General features: G+C 75.9%; 16 protein-coding genes. 7 read left to right on the top strand and 9 right to left on the bottom strand.

The features are described 5' to 3' along the window. Positions 1-29: 29 nt before the first annotated feature. Both EKG83_RS18735 and EKG83_RS18730 read right to left on the bottom strand, forming a co-directional pair. Positions 30-1,055, bottom strand: coding sequence for an LLM class flavin-dependent oxidoreductase (locus EKG83_RS18735; protein WP_033434363.1), 1,026 nt, complete (start codon positions 1,053-1,055; stop codon positions 30-32). 1 nt (position 1,056) lies between these two features. Then, positions 1,057-2,409 (bottom strand): NtaA/DmoA family FMN-dependent monooxygenase, encoded by a 1,353-nt coding sequence (locus tag EKG83_RS18730; RefSeq protein ID WP_051766712.1) that lies wholly within the window; start codon positions 2,407-2,409, stop codon positions 1,057-1,059. Between the two features lie 179 nt (positions 2,410-2,588). Here EKG83_RS18730 and EKG83_RS18725 point away from each other — a divergent pair, with 179 nt between their 5' ends. From EKG83_RS18725 to EKG83_RS18705, 5 genes are all read left to right on the top strand, one after another. Beyond that, positions 2,589-4,001: an MFS transporter gene (locus EKG83_RS18725; RefSeq protein WP_033434362.1), complete on the top strand. Its 1,413-nt coding sequence runs from the start codon at positions 2,589-2,591 to the stop codon at positions 3,999-4,001. Positions 4,002-4,068: 67 nt separating this feature from the next. Continuing rightward, positions 4,069-4,659, top strand: coding sequence for a TetR/AcrR family transcriptional regulator (locus EKG83_RS18720; protein ID WP_228122682.1), 591 nt, complete (start codon positions 4,069-4,071; stop codon positions 4,657-4,659). Next, a complete protein-coding gene (locus EKG83_RS18715) occupies positions 4,656-5,411 on the top strand; it encodes an SDR family NAD(P)-dependent oxidoreductase (RefSeq protein WP_033434360.1) in 756 nt (251 codons plus the stop codon). The genes EKG83_RS18720 and EKG83_RS18715 overlap by 4 nt, the downstream gene beginning before the upstream one ends. 114 nt (positions 5,412-5,525) lie before the next feature. Then, positions 5,526-6,413: an alpha/beta fold hydrolase gene (locus tag EKG83_RS18710; protein WP_084716979.1), complete on the top strand. Its 888-nt coding sequence runs from the start codon at positions 5,526-5,528 to the stop codon at positions 6,411-6,413. Beyond that, entirely contained in the window at positions 6,410-7,057 is a 648-nt protein-coding gene (locus EKG83_RS18705; protein WP_051766710.1) for a TetR/AcrR family transcriptional regulator, read from the top strand. Before EKG83_RS18710 ends, EKG83_RS18705 begins: the two co-directional genes overlap by 4 nt. 7 nt (positions 7,058-7,064) lie before the next feature. On the opposite strand, the gene EKG83_RS18700 is transcribed toward EKG83_RS18705, so the two are convergent. Both EKG83_RS18700 and EKG83_RS18695 read right to left on the bottom strand, forming a co-directional pair. Then, complete coding sequence (locus tag EKG83_RS18700; protein ID WP_153278210.1) at positions 7,065-7,868, bottom strand: hypothetical protein; 804 nt, start codon at positions 7,866-7,868, stop codon at positions 7,065-7,067. 139 nt (positions 7,869-8,007) lie between these two features. Next, the gene (locus EKG83_RS18695; RefSeq protein ID WP_211269233.1) at positions 8,008-9,111 is read right to left on the bottom strand and encodes a Gfo/Idh/MocA family protein; all 1,104 of its coding nucleotides are present in this window, start codon (positions 9,109-9,111) and stop codon (positions 8,008-8,010) included. A gap of 67 nt (positions 9,112-9,178) precedes the next feature. Here EKG83_RS18695 and EKG83_RS18690 point away from each other — a divergent pair, with 67 nt between their 5' ends. Continuing rightward, positions 9,179-9,757, top strand: coding sequence for a TetR/AcrR family transcriptional regulator (locus EKG83_RS18690; protein ID WP_033434358.1), 579 nt, complete (start codon positions 9,179-9,181; stop codon positions 9,755-9,757). 114 nt (positions 9,758-9,871) lie between these two features. Then, positions 9,872-10,294 (top strand): YkvA family protein, encoded by a 423-nt coding sequence (locus EKG83_RS18685; protein ID WP_033434357.1) that lies wholly within the window; start codon positions 9,872-9,874, stop codon positions 10,292-10,294. Positions 10,295-10,351: 57 nt separating this feature from the next. Here the strand turns inward: EKG83_RS18685 and EKG83_RS18680 are convergent, their stop codons facing one another. From EKG83_RS18680 to EKG83_RS18660, 5 genes are all read right to left on the bottom strand, one after another. Next, positions 10,352-11,611 carry a hypothetical protein gene (locus tag EKG83_RS18680; RefSeq protein ID WP_033434356.1) on the bottom strand — a complete coding sequence of 420 codons (1,260 nt, stop codon included), beginning with the start codon at positions 11,609-11,611 and terminating at the stop codon, positions 10,352-10,354. After that, on the bottom strand, positions 11,608-12,114 hold the full coding sequence (locus EKG83_RS18675; RefSeq protein WP_033434355.1) for a SigE family RNA polymerase sigma factor: 507 nt from the start codon (positions 12,112-12,114) through the stop codon (positions 11,608-11,610). The genes EKG83_RS18680 and EKG83_RS18675 overlap by 4 nt, the downstream gene beginning before the upstream one ends. 174 nt (positions 12,115-12,288) lie before the next feature. After that, entirely contained in the window at positions 12,289-13,182 is an 894-nt protein-coding gene (locus EKG83_RS18670; protein ID WP_033434354.1) for a hypothetical protein, read from the bottom strand. Positions 13,183-13,823: 641 nt separating this feature from the next. Continuing rightward, positions 13,824-14,879, bottom strand: a complete 1,056-nt coding sequence (locus EKG83_RS18665) for a glycosyltransferase family 4 protein (protein WP_033434353.1) — start codon at positions 14,877-14,879, stop codon at positions 13,824-13,826. Beyond that, positions 14,876-17,026: an amylo-alpha-1,6-glucosidase gene (locus EKG83_RS18660; protein WP_051766709.1), complete on the bottom strand. Its 2,151-nt coding sequence runs from the start codon at positions 17,024-17,026 to the stop codon at positions 14,876-14,878. Before EKG83_RS18660 ends, EKG83_RS18665 begins: the two co-directional genes overlap by 4 nt. Positions 17,027-17,097: the final 71 nt, after the last annotated feature.

Here is a 17,097-nt window from a genome sequence, read left to right as displayed (position 1 = left end):
CGGGGTGCCGGGTCGACGGGCGGTGGTGCTCAGCCGACCGGCACGGGGTGCGGTTCGACGGCCGCGGCGAGGCGGCGCAGCGAGTTCCGGCGTTCCAGCGGGTCGTGGATGTTCGACACGGCCATCACCTCGTCGGCACCGGTGGCGGCGACGAGGTCGGCCAGCCGGGCGGCGACGTGGTCGACGTCGCCGACGACGTCGGATCGGGTGTCCAGCCGGTCGCGCACGGCGAGCTGGGCCTCGGTGAGCGGCCGGGCCAGGGCGCGTTCCATCGGCTCCAGCGGCGCGGGCGTGCCGGTCAGGAAGTCCAGCACGGCCAGCCGCTCGGACGAGGCCAGCGCGTGGGCGTGCTCGGCGTCCTCGCCGACCCAGATCCGGGCCGCCACGATGGCGTGCGGCCGGTCCTCGGGCCGGTGCGGGGTGAACAGCTCGCGGTAGCGGCGCAGCGCGGTCGCCGCGGCCTCGGGTGCCTGGTAGACGCTGAAGTAGGCGTAACCGAGCCCGGCGCGGGCGGCGGCCTCGGCGCTGCCGGTGCTGGAGCCGAGCAGGAACACGGCGGGCAGCGGCACGTCCCAGGGCGAGGCGACCAGGCCGGCGTAGGGGTCGGCGGGGTCCAGCCCGCCCCGGCCGCCCACGCCGAGCAGCTGGGTCAGGTGGTGCCCGAACCGCTCCAGGCCGTCGGGGGTGCGCAGCAGGGCGTTCCTGGTGGCCTCGTCGCCGGTGCCGGTGGAGCGGCCGATGCCGAGGTCGATCCGGCCCGGGTGCAGCGCCTCCAGGGTGCGGAACTGCTCGGCCACGTGCAGCGGCGCGTGGTTGGGCAGCATGATGCCGCCGGCGCCGACGCGCAGCCGGGTGGTGCGGCTCGCGATGTGCCCGATCAGGATCTCCGGGGCGGCCACGCCCATGTTGCGCACGCCGTGGTGCTCGGCGAGCCAGTAGCGGGTCAGCCCGACCTCGTCGGCGAGCTGGGCCAGCGCGACGGTGTGCAGCAGGGTCTGCGACGGCGGCGTCTCGGCGGAGACGGGGCCCTGGTCGACCAGCGACAGCGCGGTCACGTCACACCCCCACCGCGTCGCGGGAGCGCCGGGCGGCCGACGCGGGCAAGGGCAGTCCGTGGTGTTCGCGCAAGGTGCGGCCCCGGTAGTCGGTGCGGAAGATCCCGCGGCGTTGGAGGATCGGCACGACGTGGTCGACGAAGGCCGGCAGGCCGTCGAAGGTGACGTCGGGCATGACGGTGAAGCCGTCGACGGCGCCGGCGCGGAACCACGTCTCGATCTGGTCGGCGACCTGCTCGGGCGCGCCGACGCCCAGGACGTGGCCACTGGCGCCGCCGCGGGCGATGATGTCGCGCACGGTGTGGCCGGCCTTGGCCAGCAGCACCGCGTGGCGGCCGTGGCCGGTGGGCACGGGCAGCGCCTCGCGCAGCGGCGCGGGCACCGGCCGGTCCAGCTCCAGCGCGTCGGGCGGCAGGCCGAGGCCGCGGGCGACCCAGTGCACGGAGGACTCGACGTCGGCCAGCTCGTCCAGCTCCCGGCGGCGGCGCAGCGCCTCCTCCTCGGTGCCGCCGAGGGTGGTGACGAAGCCGGGCAGGAACAGGAACGAGTCGGGCGCGCGGCCGAAGCCGGCGGCGCGGGCCCGGATCCGCGCGGCGTCCGCGGCGGCGGCCTCGGCGTCGACCGCGGCGGTGAACATCGCCTCGGCGGTGCGCGCGGTCAGCGTCCACACCTGGTCGGACACGCCCGCGTGGTAGATCACCGGGTGCCCCTGCTCGGACGGCGGCAGGGTGATCGGGCCGCGCACGTCGAAGTGCCGGCCGTGGTGGTCGATCGGCGCGATCGCGGCCATGTCGGCGTACACGCCGGCCTCGGCGTCGAGCACCAGCCCGTCCGGGCCCCAGCTGTCCCACAGCGCGCGGACCACGGCCACGAACTCCTCGGCGCGCTCGTAGCGGGACCGGCTGTCGGGCTCGGTGGCGACGAAGTTGGCGGCCACCCGCGGGCCGGAGGTGGTGACCGCGTTCCAGCCCGCGCGGCCGTGGCTGATCAGGTCGAGCGCGCGGAACCGGCGGGCGATGTTGTAGGGCTCGTTGAAGGTGGTGGAGGCGGTGCCCACCAGGCCGATCCGCTCGGTGACCACGGCCATCGCGGTGAGGATGAGCGTGGGCTCCAGGCCGTTGACGATCGGGTAGTCGGTGAGGTCGGCGTGCAGGCCGGGCACGTCGGCGAGGAAGATCGCGTCGAGCTTGCCGCGCTCGGCGACGCGCGCCACCTCCAGGTAGCCCTCGATGCGGGCGAAGGCGACCGGGTCCGCGCCCGGCCACCGCCAGGCGCCCGGGTGGTTGCCCGCTCCCACCGGGTGCACGTTGAGGTGCAGCTCCCGGTCGTCCGGTCGGCTCGACTCCGCGGGCACGGCCTCATCCCCTCTTGTCGCTCGTGGGAGGTCCCAGCACTGATGTGCCGGTGACCCTGGCAGAGGCCGCTAAAGCCGCTCTTGCGCGTTCACGGGGTGGACGGGTTTGACAGGTCGAGGTCGCCTCGATTTGATGGGGGCCGCAAATCGAGGCAGTCTCGACATGAGGAGTCCCTGTCATGACCACCAAGGCCCACGCCGACAGCGGCGGCGCGCGTGTCGCGTCCGCATCGCCGTGGGGGCTCGCCCTGGCCGCCATCGTCGGAGCCGAGTTCCTGCTGCAACTGGACGGCACGATCATCAACGTGGCGCTGCCCTCGCTGCGCGCCGACCTGGGCGTGGACGTCGCGGCGGCGTCCTGGGTGCTCAACGCGTTCTTCGTGGCCTTCGGCGGGCTCCTGCTGCTGGCCGGCCGCCTCGGCGACGTGCTGGGGCACCGCCGGGTGTTCCTGGCCGGCATCGGCCTGGTCACCATCGCCTCGCTGGTCGCGGGCCTGGCGCCGAGCTTCGAGGTCCTGGTGGTCGGCCGGGTGCTCCAGGGCGCCGGCGCGGCGATCGCCGGTCCGACGGGCCTCGCGCTGCTGGCGATCCTGTTCCAGGGCGAGCGGCAGGCCAAGGCGTTCGGCCTGTACTCCACCGTCACCGGCCTGGGCGCGGCCTCGGGCATGATCCTGGGCGGCCTGCTGACCTCGGCGGGCGACTGGCGGTGGACGCTGCTGATCAACGTGCCCATCGGCCTGCTGATCATCGCGCTGGCGCTGCGCGCCGTCGGCACCCGCGACGAGGGCACCCGCGCCCGCTCGCTGGGCGCGCCCAGCGCGGTGCTGGTCACCGCCGCCCTGACCGCGGGCGTGTTCGGCCTGGTCCGGGCCGCCGAGCACGGCTGGGGCAACACCTGGGCACTGGTGCCGCTCGTCGCCGCCGTGGTGCTGATCGCCGTCCTGGTGGTGGTCGACGCGCGGGCCGCCGAACCGCTGCTGCCGCGGCGCGTGTTCGCCAACCGGGCGCGGATCGGCGGTTTCCTCAACCTCCTGCTGCTGGCCATGGTGCTGACCGGCTTCCTGTTCTACGTCAGCCAGTACCTGGGCGTGGCGCTGGGCTACGACGCGCTGCGCACCGGCCTGGCGATCCTGCCGTTCGGCCTGGCGCTGCTGGTCACCACCCAGTTCCTGACCCGGTTCGTGGCCAAGCTGGCCCTGCCGGTGCGCGCGCTGATCGGCCTGGTGCTGGTGGCCGCCGCGTTCGGCTGGCTGTCGCTGCTCGACGGCGGCAGCTCCTACGCCACCGACGTGCTGCCCCCGGTCGTGGTGCTCGGCATCGGCGTCGGCCTGGCGATCATCCCGTTCAACATGATCGTGCTGTCCACCTCCGACCCGGCCGACACCGGCGTCACCGCGGGCATCCTGCAGAGCTCGCTGACCGTCGGCGGCTCCATCGGGCTGGCCGTGCTGCTGCTGCCGTTCACCTCCGGCGGCGGGCAGATCGCCGAGACGATCTCCGGGGTGTTCCGCTGGAGCACCGGGATCGCGCTGCTCGGCCTGCTCGTCTCGCTGGTGTTCTGGTTCGGACCGGGTGCCCGCAAGGCCGCCTGAGGACGTCCCGCCCCGGCGCCGTTGGGTAACCTGACCCGACGGCGCCACCGAACCACTGGAGGCACTGGTGACGGCCTACCTCGCCCAGCGACCGAAGCGAGCGGACGGGCGGCGCAACTACGACAACATCCTCGCCGCCGCCCGCGCGGCGTTCGACGCGCACGGCACGGACGCGGCGCTGGAGGACATCGCCCGCGCCGCGGGGGTGGCCATCGGCACCCTCTACGGCCACTTCCCCACCCGGGAGACGCTGATCGAGGCGTCCGTGCGCGAGGGCCTGGACGCGCTGCGCGCCAGCGCCGAGGAGCTGACCCGCAACGCCGCCGACGACCCGGTGGGCGCGCTGACGACGTGGGTGCACCAGACCGTGGCGCACTGCAGCACGTTCCGCGGCCTGGTCGGCTTCCTGGCCGCCAGCACCTACGACGAGGGCACGCCCCTGCACCGGTCGTGCGTGGAGATGCACGCCGCCGGCGGGGAGCTGCTGGCGCGCGCGCAGGGGGCCGGCCGGGTGCGGCCCGACCTGACCGCCGAGGAGCTGTTCGCCGCGATCACCTCGGCCGCGTGGGCGCGGGAGAACTCGCCGCCAGGGCACGACCACGGGACGCGGCTGATCGAGCTGCTGATCGACGGGTTCACCGCGGGGGCCGCCCGGTGAGCCTGCTGGCGGGCAAGGTGGTCCTGGTGACCGGGGCCAGCCGGGGCATCGGGGCCGCCGCCGCCCGGCTGTTCGCCGCCGAGGGCGCGCACGTCGTGCTGGGCGCCCGCGGCGCGGACCGGCTGGCCGAGGTCGCGGACGGCATCGACGGCGCGCTGGCCGTGCCCGCCGACCTGAGCACCGCGGCGGGCGTGGACCGGCTGGTCGGCGAGGCGCTGGGCAGGCACGGCCGCATCGACGGGGCGTACCTCAACGCCGCCGTCGGCCACGCCGACGCGGGCACCCTGGTCGAGCTGACCGAGGCCCTGTGGGACGAGGTGCACGGCACGACGTTGAAGGGCGTGTGGCTGGCCCTGCGCGCCGTTTTGCCGCCCATGCTCGACCGCGGCCGCGGTTCGGTCGTGGTGGCGGGCAGCGTGGCGAGCCTGACCGGCGGCATCGGCGACGCCGGCTACCAGGCGGCCAAGCACGGGGTGATCGGCCTGGTGCGGGCGGCGGTGGCGGAGTTCTCGCCGCGCGGGGTGCGGGTCAACGCCATCGCGCCCGGCGCGATCCTGACCGAGAAGGTGCGCAGCGACTTCGCCGCGCTGCCGCGGGCGCGGGAGGCGTTCGAGCGCCACACCCCGCTGCGCCGGCCGGGCGCGCCGGAGGAGGTCGCCGAGGCCGCGGCGTGGCTGCTCAGCGACCGGTCCTCCTACGTGACGGGCACGGTCCTGCCGGTGGACGGCGGCCTGCTGGCCACGCGGCTCTGACCGGGGCCGGTGCGCCGGCCCGGGGTCGTTGCGCGCGGGGGCCCACCGATACGCCCTCCCGCCCCCGTGGTGGCCACCCGCGGGTGACCGCGCATCGTCGTCTACGGTGTAGACATGGACTACACCGTAGACAGAGTGCGGGTCGCCGGCGCCACCCTGCACGTGGAGACCACCGGCACGGGCCCGGCGCTGGTGCTGATCCCCGGCGGCGGCGGTGACGCCGGGCTGTACGCCGAGGTCGTCCCGCTGCTGGCCGGCCGGTTCACCGTGATCACGTTCGACCGGCGGGGGAACTCCCGCAGCCCGCTCGACGGCGGCTCCACGCCGGTCGGGGTCCCGGAGCAGGCGGCCGACGTGGTCGCCGTGCTCGACCACCACCGGGTCGACCGGGCCCACGTCTTCGGCAGCAGCGGCGGCGCGATCATCGCGCTGGAGCTCCTGGCGGGCCACCGCGACCGCCTGCTGGGCGCCGTGGTCCACGAGCCGCCCCTGGTGCAGCTCCTGCCCGGCAGCCCGGAACAGCGCGAACTGGACCGGCTGCGCCGGATCGCCGACACCGAGGGGCCGCTGCGGGGGTTCGTCGCCTTCGCGACCATGACCATGCCCACCCCGCCGCGGCTGTTCCGGCACCGCGCCGGCCGGGCGCTGGTCGCGGCGGCGCTGTGGCTGGTGCGGGCCACCGGGACGGCGTGGCGGCGGGTGACCGGGCGGGCGCCGGGCGGGATGGCGCGCCTGGTCGGCAACACGGGCGTCCTCATGCGCCGCGAGCTGCCCGCCTTCTGCCACGACTACCGGCCCGACCTCGACGCGCTGCGGTCGGCGCACCCGCCCTGGTGGCTCGCCACCGGCCGGGACAGCGCCGGGCGCCCCTACCACCGACCCGCGCACGTCCTCGGTGGGAGACTCGGCGTGCCCGTCGTGGAGTTCCCCGGCGGGCACACCGCCTACCAGCGACACGCCGAGGACTTCGCCCGTTGCCTGATCGAGCTGCTGACCCCGTGAACGAACGACCGCGCCGGGCGCGACCGGTGGCGCCGACGAAACCGGCGCTGAGCCGCGAGTACATCGCCGCCACGGCCCTCGTGCTCGTCGACGACATCGGGCGCGACAGGTTCTCCATGCGCAAGCTCGGCGCCGAGTTGGGCGTGGACCCGATGGCGGTCTACCGGTACTTCACCGACCAGGAGGAGCTGTTCGACGGCATCGCCGAGGCGCTGTTCACCGAGCTGGACGCCCGGTCGCTGCCCTGGCTCGGCCCCTGGCGCGACCTGGCCGAGCAGTACGCCCGCCGGCTGCGGGACACCCTGCTCGCCCACCCGCACGCGGTGCCCATCTTCGCCACCCGCCCGGTCCGCTCACCGGAGGCGATCGACACCGGCAACCGCATGGTCGAGCTCATGACCGGCGCGGGCTTCACCCCCGGCCTGGCCCTGCGGGTCCTGCGCTGCCTGCGGGAGTTCACCGTCGGCCACGCCCTCGCCCTGGCCGTCCTCCGGCTCGGCGGCGAGCGCCGCAGCAGGAAGCCGGCACCGGACTCGCCGGACTACAACCTGCTCGCCCGCGGCGCCGACGACGCGGGCCGGGGAGACCACTTCGACCTCGGCCTCACCGCCCTGCTGGACGGCTTCGCCGACCTCGTGGACTGACGCGGGATCAGGCCCGGGACGGCGCGGCCCCCGGTCGGGACACCGCGCTGCCGACCGCGAGCAGGGCGCCCACCAGCAGCACGACGACCGGGTCGGCGAGCCGCTGCACGTGGTCGGTGGCGGCGAGCGGCGGGGCGTTGTGGGCCACCCAGCGGGCGAAGCCGGGCAGCAGGTCGTCGGTGAGCAGGTCGATCAGCAACGCGGCGGTCGCGCCCGCGCTCAGGGCGGCGGTCAGCACCGCACGGCCGGCGCCCACGCCCTCGGGGCGCTCGACCACGACCTCGCGGCTCGCGCTCCACGCGACGGCCGCCAGGGCCGCCAGGACCGCGGCGATCAGCGCCGGGCCGGACGTCGTCGGCAGGCCCGGCCACACCAGCACCACGACGAACCACCCGACGGCCCCGGCCAGCCCCGCGCCCAGCCCCGCCACCAGCACCCGGCGGGGAACCCCGGAACGACGAGCGGTCAGGGCGGCGACGGCGGCGAGGTAGCTGCCGTGGATCAGCGTCCACACCACCACCTGCGTCGTGGCGTCCGCGCCACGCGGCGCCCGCGGGGTTTCCAGGAACAGCAGCACCGAGCCCGCCACCACCGCGAACCCGGCCACCCGCACCAGCCGGGCGAACCACCCCGGGCCGGCGGGGCCGAACCCCCGTTCGGCAACGGCGAGCCACGCCGTCACCGCCAGGACGACCACCATCGCCAACGCCGCGGCACGCGCCGCCGGGAACGGGATGCCCCAGGCCCGCACCACGCCGAACGCCACGACGGCGAGCCCCACCACTCCGTTGACCACAACGCGTCTTCCCACGCCCACCTCCCGGCCGGGTGCACCGAGCATCCTCCGCCCGACGAGGTCCGCCGCCCGCCGTCCGGCGCAATTCGCCGACCGGCGCACCGACCTCCATTCGACCCGGAAGTTCTTGCGGCGCAGGGGATGCGCCCGAAGCTCAGTCCCGCACCGGCCCGTCCGCGACCACCTGCCGGTTGCCGGTGTCCGACGCGCGCCGAACGGCCTCCAGGGTCCGGTGGTGCCGCAGGGCCGTGTGGAAGCCCGGCTCGGCGGCCCGCCCCTCCGCGATGGCCCCCGCGACCTCGGCGTAGACGGCCGCGATGTGCTCGACCCGACCGGGCGCGCCGTAGTGCTCGGGCAGCGTCAGCGCGGTCTCGGCCTCGCGGGTGCGCAGCACCGCCTCCCAAGCGGTCCAGTGCGCGTAGGCGCCCTGGTCGACGCCGGTGACCGTGAGCGTCCCGGTGGTGCCGACGAACTTGGCCCAGAACCGGTCGGGCCCGCCCAGGAAACCCCCGGGCACGCCGATCGAGGCGACCGCGCCCCCGCGCAGCCTCCCCAGCACCGCCACCTGGTCGGGCGCGGTGTTGGCGATGCGCTCCCCGGTGCCCACGACCTCGACCTCGGGGTGCCGGTTGACCACCACCGCGGACACCTCGGCCAGTGGCGGGACCAGGCGGTCCAGCGTGCCCAGGGTGTGCCCGAGCATGATGCTGAGCAGGTGGTTGCCCGCCGCCGGGTCGGTGGACCAGGCCAGGTCCGGGTAGACCACCGGCCCGCCGAACGGGTCACCGGGCGCGATCACGTGCACCGCGTCCAGCCGCCCGATGCGCCCGTCGGCCACCAGGTCCCCCGCGAACCTCGCCCACGGCGAGTGGTAACCCTGGAGGTTGACCGCGTGCACGACGCCGGCCCGCTCGGCCAGCCCGGCCAGTTCGGCGGCCTCGGCCGCGTCCAGCGCGAGCGGCCACTCCGACAGCACGTGCTTGCCGTGCGCCAACGCGGCCCGCAGCACCTCGGCGTGCCGGGCGACCCGCACCGACACCACGACCAGGTCGACCTCGGGGTGCCCGACCAGCTCCCGCCAGTCCGAGAAGGCGTGCGCCACCCCGAACGCCTCGCCCGCGCGCCGCGCGCTCTCCGGCCGCGACGTGGCCACGGCCGTCAGCCGCACCCCCGCCGTGGCCGCGACGGCGGGCACGTGCGCCCCCGCCGCCCAACCGCCGTCGGGGCTCGCACCGACGATGCCGACCCTGATGTCCACGTCATCCCCCAAGTTGTGTACCGAACGGTATACAATCTACCCGACCAACGCGCGAGGAGGGAGCCACGTGCCGGGTGGCCGCCCCCGCGGGTTCGACCTCGACCAGGCCCTCGACGCCGCGATGCGCGTGTTCTGGCGCCACGGCTACGAGGGCACGTCCGTCACCGACCTGACCGAGGCGATGGGCATCGCCAAGCCCAGTCTCTACGCCGCGTTCGGCTCGAAGGAGCGGTTGCTGGCCGCCGCGCTCCGGCGCTACGCGGACGGCCCGGGCTCCGTCACGTCGCGCGCCCTGACCGAGCCCACCGCCCGGGAGGTCGCGCACCGGCTGGTCGAGGGCGCCATCACGCTCACCACGGGCCCCGACACCCCGCGCGGCTGCCTGAGCGTGCGGTGCGCCCAGTCCCGCGCCGAGGAGGCCCGGAGCGCGGCCGCCACGCACCGCGACGCCGCCGAACTCGCCCTGCGCGCCCGTCTGGAGGCGGCGCGGGCGGCGGGCGACCTGCCACCCGGCGCCGACCCCGCCGACCTGGCCCGGTTCCTGCTCACGCTGACCGACGGCATCGCCGTCCGCGCCGCCGCCGGGGCGACACCGGACGAGCTGCGCCGGACCGCCGAGCTGGCGCTGAAGGCGTGGCCGACATAACGCCGGAGCCGGAGCCGGCGGACATTAGGGTGGCGCCGACACGCAGCACCGGGCACAGGAGACCGAACTGAACGCGCGACCCCGCCAACCCCCGCATCACCCGGCGAGCCACCCGTGACCGGCTCACCCTGGTGGGACCTGGCCCTGGGCCTGGCCGCCGCCCTGCTCGCGGCGTGGCTCGTCCTGCTCCTCGCCCTGGTCGTGGCCCGCCCGCGCGGCAACCTGCTGCGCGAGGCCCTGCGCCTGCTGCCCGACGTGCTGCGCCTGGTCCGCCGCCTCGCCGCCGACCGGACCCTGCCGCGCGGCGTCCGCGTCCGCCTGGGCCTCCTGTTGGCCTACCTGGCCCTCCCCGTCGACCTGATCCCGGACTTCATCCCGGTCCTGGGCTACGCCGACGACGCCATCATCGTCACGGCCGTGCTCCGGTCCGTGGTGCGCCGCGCCGGCCTCGACGCCGTGCGGGCGCACTGGCCGGGCACCGAGGACGGCTTCGCCGCCGTGGTCCGGCTCACCGGTTTGGACCGCCCGCGGAGCTGACCCGCGCCGCGGGGCCCGGTGGAGTCCACCGGGCCCCGCGGCACCCCCCGGGTCGGCTCACCAGTGCAGGTCCGGCAGCTCCGCGATCCGCACCAGGTCCGCCACCGCCAGCGGGGGCGCCGGCCGGGTCGGGGCGCCTCCCGCGCCGCCCTCCTCGGCGGAGTTGGAGGTGTGGACCTCGACCTGCGTGCCGTCCGCGGCCCGCGTGCCCAGCACCACGACCGTCCGACCGCCCTCGGTGCGGGTGGTCACCGCCGCCGCCCGCCCGTCGGACAGGGTGACCAGCTCGCAACCGGGTTGGCCGCCGCACGTCACCGAGCCCTCGCCGGGCGCGCCGAGGTTCACCATCACCCACCCGCGGCCGGTGTCGTCGGCCAGGGTCGCCACGGCCCGGTAACCGCCCTGGGCCACCCGGAACCTCCACGCCCGGTCGGCCGGGGCACCGGGCGCCGGCTCCACCCGCAGGCCCGCGGGCAGCGCACCCGCCACGACGGCGTCCAGCTCGGCGGCCCGCCGGTCCGACGGCGCCGCGGGCCGTTGCGGGCCGGGCCGGTGGACCCGCAGCTGCGGTGCGGTGGCGATGGCGACGAGCCCGTCGTCGTCGAGGACGCGGTTGGTCGAGTTGTCGCCACCGGTCTCCATCACGCTCGCGTACGTGCCGTCGGCACGCCACACGTCGGCGCTGACCAGCACCGTCGGCCCGTTCTCCGCGGTGATCCGCGCCACCGACCCGTCCGGCAGGGTCCGGACCGAGCACCGCGCGGTGGGCGCGTGGATCACGCACTCCCCCGGCGGCTGGCCGCCGCGCGCCCGGACGTACACGAAGACGACGCGCTGCCCGGTGAGGGTGAAGGTGCCGCCCCAGCTCTCGTCCAGCGCGCACAGCCGCAGCGGGGTCGCGGTCACGCCCTCCGGCAGCGGCAGGGCGACCTGCCCGAACGCCTCGGTGAGCCGCGCCGACTCGGCCAGCTCCTCCGCGCTCGCCTCGCCGTCGGGCAGGTCGGGGAACCCGCCCGTCATCACGCCCGCCGCGCACCCCTGCGCCTGCGGCACGGCCGACGAGGTCGTGACCTGCACCGGCGTCGCCGACGACACCGACGCGGCGGGCTCGGACCCGTTCCTCCCGCCGGTCACCGCGCCGGTCACCACGGCCGCGGCGACGACCGCGGTCACGCCGGCCGCCGCACCGGCGAACGCGCCCGCCCGCCGCCGCGCCCGGCGCCTGCGCCCGTCGGTCACGACCTGCTCGAACGACAACCCGAGCGCGGGCTCGTCCGCCAGCGCCGTCCGGATCATGTCCCGCACCTCGTCGCTCACGACCCCTCCCGCAGCACGGTCCGCTTCGGCGCCAACGCGCGCCGGAGGCTGCCCAGCCCCTTGGCCACCTGGCTCTTCACCGTTCCCTCGCTGCACCCCAGCGCGGCCGCCGTCTCCGCGACCGGCAGGTCCTCCCAGTACCGGAGCACGACCGCGGCCCGCTGCCGGGGCGGCAGGTCGGCCAGCGCCCGCCGCACGTCCATGGCCTCCTCGACGCCCGTGGCGGCCTGGGCGACCTCGGGCACCGCGTCCACGACGGTCTCGGGCCGCCTCCCGCGCCGCCGGGCGTCGTCGATCACGGCGCGCACGAGCACCTTGCGCACGTACGCGTCCACCCGACCGTCCCGGTCCAACCGCCCCCAGTGCGCGTACACCTTGGCCAGCGCCGTCTGCGCCAGGTCCTCGGCCCGGTGCCAATCACCGCACAGCAGGAAGGCGGTCCGCCTGACGACGGCCGCCCGCGCCTCGAAGTACGCCCGGAACTCCGCGTCCCGATCGTGCACCCGACACCTCCCTCCACCAGTGCCCCCCTATACGCCGGCCGTCCGGGGCGGGTTGCCCATAACTTTGGGCGACTCCAGGGCACAGGGAGTAGTCGGGCCTCACAAGCCGACGACCGGGCACGGCACGATCCACACAGGACCTCGATCGGTCCTGATCGACCACCCGCACAGCACTCAGAGCCGCCACCACACCACGGTGTCCGGCGGCAGCAGCAGCACCCCGTCACGCAGGCCGTAGTAGGAGGAAGCCACCAGCACCCGCCCCGGGTCGGGCAGCCGCACGACCTCCGCGCCCCGGTTGACCGCGCACCCCACCCCGCGCCCGCCGACCGGGTCGCGGCGGACGAACGTCAGGACACCCGGCGGCGCGGGGCACCACTCCGGCGCCGCGCCGAGCCCCCGCCGGGCGCGCAGGGCCGCGCGGTGCGCCGCGCCGGGCTCGACGCCCGCGGGAAGTTCGACGGCACCGGGCAGCGCCAGCGCGAGCACGGCCGCCGCGGCGGCCCGCCGCCGACCGACCGCGCCACCGCCGACCGGGGGCAGCACCCACGTGGTGGCCGCGCCGCCCGCCGCCCCCTCGACGAGTTCGCGCACCGCGGCGGCGGGCAGGTCCACCGCCAATTCCACCTCGACGGCCGGACGCGCCCCCGTCCCCGCCGAGTACCGGACCAAACTCGTTTCCACCAGCCGACCGCGGTGCCCCGAAGGGGACGGCAGCGCGCCGCCCACCGGTGCCGCCCACCGCGTTCGGGCCGCCTCCGGCGGTCGGCGCCGGTCGCGGACACCGTCCACGCCCCGGGCGAACCAGGTCTCCGCCACGGCCCCCTTGCCGCCCGGGAGCGCGAGCAGGCGCAGGTCACCGGGGTGGTCGGTGTCCACGAGCACCTTCAGGCCGAGCGCGTGCGCCCGGCGCGCCACGGCGGCGACGGCCTCCGGCGAGGTACCGCAGGCCGGGATCGACACCGCGTCGACACCGCAGCCCGCCAGCCGCCGCAGCGAGGCGTCGTCGGCGTCCACGGGCCCGCGGACGCGCTGCACGACCGCGTCCTGCCACCACTCCCGAGCCATTCCGATCCCTCCACCGAGCCGATGTCGCAGGTCAGGACACATGAAAGAGCTTGCAACAAGTTTCAGCAAGTCTTGACAGCGCTCGTCGGCATCCCCCGCGGGACCGACAGTCGGGGTAGGACGGTGCACGGTGCTGTCGTGGCGCGGCGTCCTGGCCGACCTGGGCCACCCGCTGCGCCCGGTCGTGGCCGCGCGCGTCCACTTCCTCGGGATGCCGGGCAAGTACGTGCCGGGCCGGGTGTGGTGGCGGTGGTGCTGGTGGGCACCCGGAACGCGCTCGGACGAACCGTCCGAAGTGGACGGGGCGCCCGAGCGCGTTCCGGAGCAGGACCCGCGTGGTGGCCGATCCGGACCGGCCACCACGCGCCCGTTCCGCAGCGTCAGCGACCGGTTCGGTCGTAGGTCGTCGTCAAGCCGCTGGTGCGGTCCCTCGCCGAAGTACGGGGCGGGCACGAACCGCACCTCGCCGGCGTTGGGCACGTCCGCGTCCCCGGTCGAGCGTCGGCCGATCCGCACGCCGGGCTCCTCGCCGGTGATCTCGGCGCCCCACTCGACGCTGCGCCCGAACAGCGCGCAGGCGCGCCGGCCCCGGGCTCACCAGCCCCGGTGCCCGCCCGCGCCGATCCCGGTTCCCGGTCCGGTCACCCCGCCCGCCCCGTCCAGGTCCGCGCGTCCAGCGCGGACCGGTACACCTGCTCGTAGCGCCACGCCATCAGGGGTACGTCGAAGCGCCGCTCCACCTCGGCGCGGCAGCGGTCGGGCGACAGCTCCCCGACCCGGCGCAGCGCGGCGACCAGCTCGTCGTGGTCCTCGCACGCGAACCCGGTCTCGCCGTGCGCCACCACCTCCGACACGGACCCGCGCCGCAGCGCCACCACCGGGGTGCCGCACGCCATCGCCTCCACCATCACCATCCCGAACGGCTCGTCCCACTGGACGGGGAACAGCAGGCAGCGCGCGGCGCCGAGCAGCGCCAGCTTGCCCGGCCGGTCGACCTCGCCCAGCCACTCGACGTCGCCGCCGAGCAGCGGTTCGACCACCTCGCGGAAGTACTCGTGCTCCTCGGGCTCGCGGCACTTGGCGGCGACGCGCAGGCACACCCCCGCGTCGCGGGCGGCGGCGATCGCCTCCGCGATGCCCTTCTCCGGCGTGACCCGGCCCAGGAACAGCGCGAAGTCCTCCTTGTCCCGCCGGAAGGGGAAGTCCCGGACGGGCACGGCGTTGTGGACCGTGCCCGTCCAGTCGAGGTCGGCCGCCGCCACGCGCTGCGCGTGGGAGATGGCCACCAGGCGCACGCTGTCCCCCAGACCCCGGTAGTAGCGGCCCATCTCCCCGACGACCGGGTGGTGCGCGGTCACCACGGTCGGTTCCGGGCGGCCGCGCGCCAGCAGGGGGCCGGCCAGGCTGTGGTCGTGCACCACGTCCACGTCCAGGTCGGCCAGCAGGTCCGGCAGCACCGCGGCGTGCACCACCTCCGGCAGGTTCTGGCCCATGCGCTCGGCCTGCGGCACGGCCGACGTGGCGACGAACCCGGCGGCGGCCGTGCCGTTGCGCCCCACGCCGACGAGGACCACCTCGTTGCCGGAGGCCGTCAGCCGGTCGACCAGGTCGGCGCACACCGTCTCGATGCCCCCGTAGGCGTTGGGCGGCAGCTCGAACCACGGCGGGGCGACCATGGCGATGCGCAGGCCGCTCACCCGACGCCCCGCACCGCGCCGGGGTGGCGGCGGACGACGTCGTGGACGGGCTCGACGTCGTCGGGCAGGCCGATGACCCGGACGCCGTCGCGGTCGACCTCCAGGGAGACGCGGGCGCCGGCCAGCGGGATGCCGTCGAGCGCCAGCGGCGTGAACGCCCCCGGCAGGACGGGCGCCAGCCACACCTTGCGGTGCGGCACGGAGGGCTCCACGCGCAGCAGCACCCGCAGCAGGTGGATCGGCGTGGCCGAGGCCCACGCCTGCGGTGAGCACGACGTCGGGTACGGGACGGGCTCCGGGTGGTCGGCGCGGTCGAAACCGCACAGCAGCTCGGGCAGCCGCCCGCCGAACGCCTCGGCCGCGTCCAGCACGGCGGTGGCCACCCGCTGCGCGTGCTCGACGAACCCGTAGCGCATGAGCCCGGTCGCGACCAGCGCGCTGTCGTGCGGCCACACCGAACCGTTGTGGTAGCTCATGGGGTTGTAGGCGCCCATGTCGGTGGCCAGCGTGCGCACGCCCCAGCCGGTGAACATCCGCGGCGAGAGCAGGTCGTCGGCGACCAGCGCGGCCTTGTCGTCGTCCACGATGCCGGTCCACAGGCAGTGGCCGACGTTGGAGGCGAGCGCGTCCACCGGCTGCTTGTCCGCGTCCAGCGCCACCGCGTAGCGGCCCAGGTCGGGCAGCCAGAAGCGCTCGTTGAACCGCTCCTTCAACCGCGCGGCGCGCTCCCGCCAGTGCCGGGCGCCCCCCGGGTCGCCGAAGTCCTCGCACAGGCACGCCCGCGCCAGGTAGGCGGAGTAGGCGTAGCCCTGCACCTCGCACAGCGCGATGGGCGCCCGGGCGATGCGGCCGTCGGCGAAGTTGACCCCGTCCCAGGAGTCCTTCCAGCCCTGGTTGACCAGGCCGCGGTCGGTGGCCCGGGCGTACTCGACGAACCCGTCGCCGTCCCGGTCGCCGTACCGCTCGACCCACTCCAGCGCGCGGTCGACGTGCGGCAGGACCGCCTCGACCCGGTCGCGCCCGATGCCCCACCGCGACAGCTCGCCCACCAGCACGACGAACAGGGGCGTGGCGTCCGCGGTGCCGTAGTAGACGTTGCCGCCGCCCAGGGCCAGCGAGGCGTCCGCGCCGAAGCGCATCTCGTGCAGGATGCGGCCCGGCTCCTCCTCGCTGCCCGGGTCCACCCTGGTGCCCTGGTGGTGGGCCAGGGTCCGCACGGTGCCCAGCGCCAGGCCCGGGTCGATGGCCAGGCTCAGGTAGGAGGCCAGGATCGAGTCGCGGCCGAACAGCGTCATGAACCACGGCGCGCCCGCCGCGATCGCGGTGTCCTCCGGGCGCTCCGGGTCGAAGATGCGCAACGCGCCCAGGTCCTGCCTGCTGCGCAGCAGGGTGGCGGCCAGCGCCCGGTTGCCCGAGCGGCGCAGCACCGGCACGGCCTGGCGCCACTGCTGCTCGCGCCGCGCGGGCACGGACTGCTCGATCGGGCGCCCGGCCGGGAACAGCGTCTCCACGGCCTCGCCGTCCACGACCGGCTGCACGGTCACGCACGTGCTCCACTCGCCCTTCGGCGGGATCACCGCGCGGAAGGTCAGCGTGGCGGGCGAGCACTCCGCGTCCGCGGCCCACACCCGCGTGCCGCGGCTGCTGCCGGGCAGTCGCCGGGTCAGGCGCAACCCGTCCTCGGCGACCTCGGAGACGTGCTCGCCGCGCGGGCGGACGCGGCTCTCCTTGACCTCGAACAGGTCGGCGAAGTCGGCCTCCACGTGGATCGTCAGCTCGTGCGCGACGGTCTCCCGGCCGTAGTTGCGCAGCACGACGTCCTCGCGCATGCCCGCGCCGACGTACCGCTCGCGGCGCACGAACAGGGTGCTCTCGGTCTGCGGCACCCGGGACCGCCCGCGACCGACGAACCTGGCCCGGAACGGGTCCGGGGTGGTGGTCGCGATGTGCTCGACCGGGCTGCCGTCGACGCGCAGCCGCCAGCCGGACAGGATGCGGGTGTCCTGGAAGAACGCGCCCTGCGCGGCGGCGCCCTCGATGTCGCCGCCGCTGCCGCAGACGCAGAACGAGGTCCCGTGCACGAGCGTCACCGTGCTCGGGGACAGCGCGACGGGCTCGCCGTCGAACGCCCAGCCGCCCTCGCCCATTCCACTCCTCCCGTTCCCGCTCGGTGCTCCGGACGGGGTGCCACGAGCCGGGGGCGCCAAACCGGGCTTCC

The sequence above is a fragment of the Saccharothrix syringae genome, assembly GCF_009498035.1.
Classification (GTDB): domain Bacteria; phylum Actinomycetota; class Actinomycetes; order Mycobacteriales; family Pseudonocardiaceae; genus Actinosynnema; species Actinosynnema syringae.
This window is presented reverse-complemented; position numbering and strand designations above follow the sequence as displayed.